This window comes from Acidovorax sp. HMWF018 (assembly GCF_003061035.1).
GTDB classification, from domain to species: domain Bacteria; phylum Pseudomonadota; class Gammaproteobacteria; order Burkholderiales; family Burkholderiaceae_C; genus Acidovorax; species Acidovorax delafieldii.
Genome location: NZ_QAIM01000595.1, coordinates 9,045 through 11,978, shown reverse-complemented (window position 1 = coordinate 11,978; position 2,934 = coordinate 9,045). Strand labels below are relative to the sequence as shown.

The 2,934-nt window shown below is 67.5% G+C and carries 3 protein-coding genes and 1 pseudogene; all 4 read right to left on the bottom strand.

All coding sequences use genetic code 11. From position 1 onward, the window contains the following. Positions 1-1,296, bottom strand: a pseudogene (locus DBR23_RS31770) (conjugal transfer protein TrbE); the annotation flags it as partial. 15 nt (positions 1,297-1,311) lie between these two features. Then, on the bottom strand, positions 1,312-1,584 hold the full coding sequence (locus DBR23_RS25340; RefSeq protein ID WP_056581671.1) for a VirB3 family type IV secretion system protein: 273 nt from the start codon (positions 1,582-1,584) through the stop codon (positions 1,312-1,314). Beyond that, on the bottom strand, positions 1,581-1,964 hold the full coding sequence (locus DBR23_RS25335) for a TrbC/VirB2 family protein (RefSeq protein WP_056581670.1): 384 nt from the start codon (positions 1,962-1,964) through the stop codon (positions 1,581-1,583). Before DBR23_RS25335 ends, DBR23_RS25340 begins: the two co-directional genes overlap by 4 nt. After that, a partial coding sequence (gene trbB, locus DBR23_RS25330; protein WP_108499948.1) for a P-type conjugative transfer ATPase TrbB occupies positions 1,961-2,934 on the bottom strand: 974 nt, incomplete at its 5' end. The genes DBR23_RS25335 and trbB, both read right to left, overlap by 4 nt.

The following is a 2,934-nucleotide window of genomic DNA, read 5'->3' as shown; positions in this document are numbered from 1 at the left end:
GAACGGCGTGGCGCCATCGGTGCGCGTGACGATCAGCGGCGGGCCGTCGAGATGGTCGTTCTTCTCCGGCCCGGCCCATACCGCCGATACCGGCATCATGTGCGCCAGGTTCAGCGTCGAGACGATGGGCTGACGCACGTTGGCGTAGGCGTTGCCCGGAATGGACGACAGCCACGCATCCACGGCGTTGAGCGTTTCGGGAATGGTGACGAAGCCCCGGCCCTGGATGGCACGCTCCACCATGCGCAGCTTCTCGTCGGCTGCGCCGGCGTCCTCGTCCATGACGGTGACGGTCGCCGTCAGGTAGCCGAAGGCGACTTGATCGCTGCCCAGTTCCTGCAAGGCGGCATCCGCGTCCGCCGCCTTGTTGTTCGCGTCGGTATCGACCAGCGGGCTTTCCTGCTGGAAGATCGTTTCGCGCAACAGCGCGATGACGTTCTTGCGCTTGGCGAACCACTGGCGGCGCAAGCGCCCCAACCCCCGTTCCGCCTCGGATTTGTCGAGGCACAGAAAGCGCGTGCTCCAGCGATACCCAAACCCCAGGCGGTTGAGGTCGTCCAGAATCCCCGGCCAGGTCGAGGTCGGGAAACCTCGCACCGACACCACGCGCAGGTGCTGGTCGCCCAGCATGGGCGCCAGGCCGCCGACCAGCGCGGAATCGGTCAGCAGCGCGTCGATGTGGAACGGCACTTCGGGCACGCCCACGCGATAGCGCAGCGTCGAGATGGTCGCGTGCAGGTAGGTCAGCGTCTGCGCGTCATCGAGCCAGTCAATTTCCGGCATCACGCTGTCGAGCAGGTCGAAGACGCGATCCGTTTCCGCGACGAAGGCTTGCAGCCGCTCGCGCCAGTCCACGCCATTCGTCGGCGTGTTCTCGTAGAGCATCCTGGCTGCACGAGCGCGGGATTCTTCCGGCGGCAGGTAAAGCAGCGTCAGGTGATAGCCGCTCTCGAAGTGATTACCCGATTCCTCGAAGGCGGCCCGGCGTTCTTCCTCCACCACCCACGAAAGCGGCTCGGGAAACTCCGAGTGCGGATAGTCGGCCGCAGGCCGGCGCTCGGCTTCGATGAATAGCGCCCAGCCCGATCCCATGCGGCGCAGCGCATTGTTCAACCGCGCCGACGTGGCGACCAGCTCGCCTTGCGTCGCGCTGTCGAGGTCAGGCCCGCGAAACCGGGCCGTGCGCTGGAAACTGCCGTCCTTGTTCAAGACGAGGCCCGGCGCGACCAGCCCGGCCCAGGGCAGCCAGTCGGCAAGCAAGGCCGGGCGCTGGCGGTATTCGGCGAGATTCAGCATCGCGGCGTCCTCCCCTCACACGTCCAGCAGCGGGCGGTGCTTGATGTGCCGGGCGAAGACCTGCATGAACTGCGGATCGACGCGCGCACCCCACACCGCCAGCGAATGGCCGACGATCCAGAGCACCACGCCGGGAATCCACAGTTGCAGGCCCAAGCCGACAGCGGCGGCCAGCGTGCCGTTGGCGATCGCCACGGTGCGCGGCGCACCGCCAAGCAGAATCGGCTCGGTCAGTGAGCGATGCAGCGGCACCTCGAAGCCGTCCCTGAAGGTGTCCGGGGCACTCATACGACCGCCCCGCCGGAGAAGCTGAAGAACGACAGGAAGAAGCTGGAAGCCGCAAACGCGATGGACAGACCGAAGACGATCTGGATCAGCTTGCGGAATCCGCCGGACGTGTCGCCGAAGGCGAGCGCGAGGCCCGTGGCGATGATGATGATGACCGCGACGATTCGCGCCACCGGCCCCTGGATGGATTCGAGGATGGATTGCAGCGGGCCTTCCCACGGCATCGAGGAACCGGCGGCCTGCGCGGTTCCGGCTAGGAACAGCAGCAGCGCGGCCAGCAGCAGCCCTTGCCCCGCAGGGCGGGCCAGGCAGCGCAGCCGCGCGTGGCGCAAAGCCGGATTTGCAGAAAAACGGAAAGCAGGAATGGTCATCTGCGTCATGGCAGTTCTCCAAGTGAGTCAGGGGATGGGGAAGTCGCCGCAGCGGGTGCGGCATTGGGAAGCGGCGGCAGCTCGGGAAACGGCGTTTCCAGCGCGTCCGCCAGTTGGTAGCCCACGCCGTCGAAGCCGACGACGCGGGCGATGCTCTCGATGCGGCGTTTGCGCCCGCGCCCGGCGATGTGGATCGCCACGTTGACCGCCTCGGCGATCAGCGCACGGGGCGGGTTCACCGCCACTTCGAGAATCAGTTGCTCCAAGCGCAGCAGCGCGCCGAGTGCGGAGCCGGCATGGATCGTGGCGATGCCGCCGGGATGGCCGGTGCCCCACACCTTGATGAGATCCAGCGCCTCGGCGCCGCGCACTTCGCCAACGACGACGCGATCAGGCCGCAGGCGCATGGACGAGCGCACCAGCTCGGTCATGGACACCACGCCTGCGCGGGTGCGCAGAGGAACGTGGTCACGGGCCGCGCATTGCAGCTCCACCGTGTCTTCGAGCACCAGCACGCGGTCGCCGGTGGCGGCGATTTCGGCGAGCAAAGCATTGGCGAGCGTGGTCTTGCCGCTGCTGGTGGCGCCGGCGATCAGCACGTTCTGCCGCTCGCGCACGGCGCGAACGAGAAAGCCCGCTTGCGCGCTGGTCATCATTCCGTCGATGACGTACCGCTCCAGCGGAATTACGCCGATGGCACGCTTGCGCAGCGCGAAGGCCGGCCCCGGCGCTGCCGGCGGCAAGATGCCCTCGAAGCGTTCGCCGGTTTCGGGCAACTCGGCGGACAGCAGCGGCTGGCCGCGATGGACTTCTGCGCCGACGTGGGCCGCGACCAGGCGGATGATTCGCTCGCCGTCCGCCTCGGACAGTTCCACGCCCATCGGCGCGCGCCCACTAGAAAGCCGATCCACCCAAAGGGTGCGATCAGGATTCAGCATCACCTCCACCACGTCCGGGTCTTCGAGCGCGGCGGCGATCA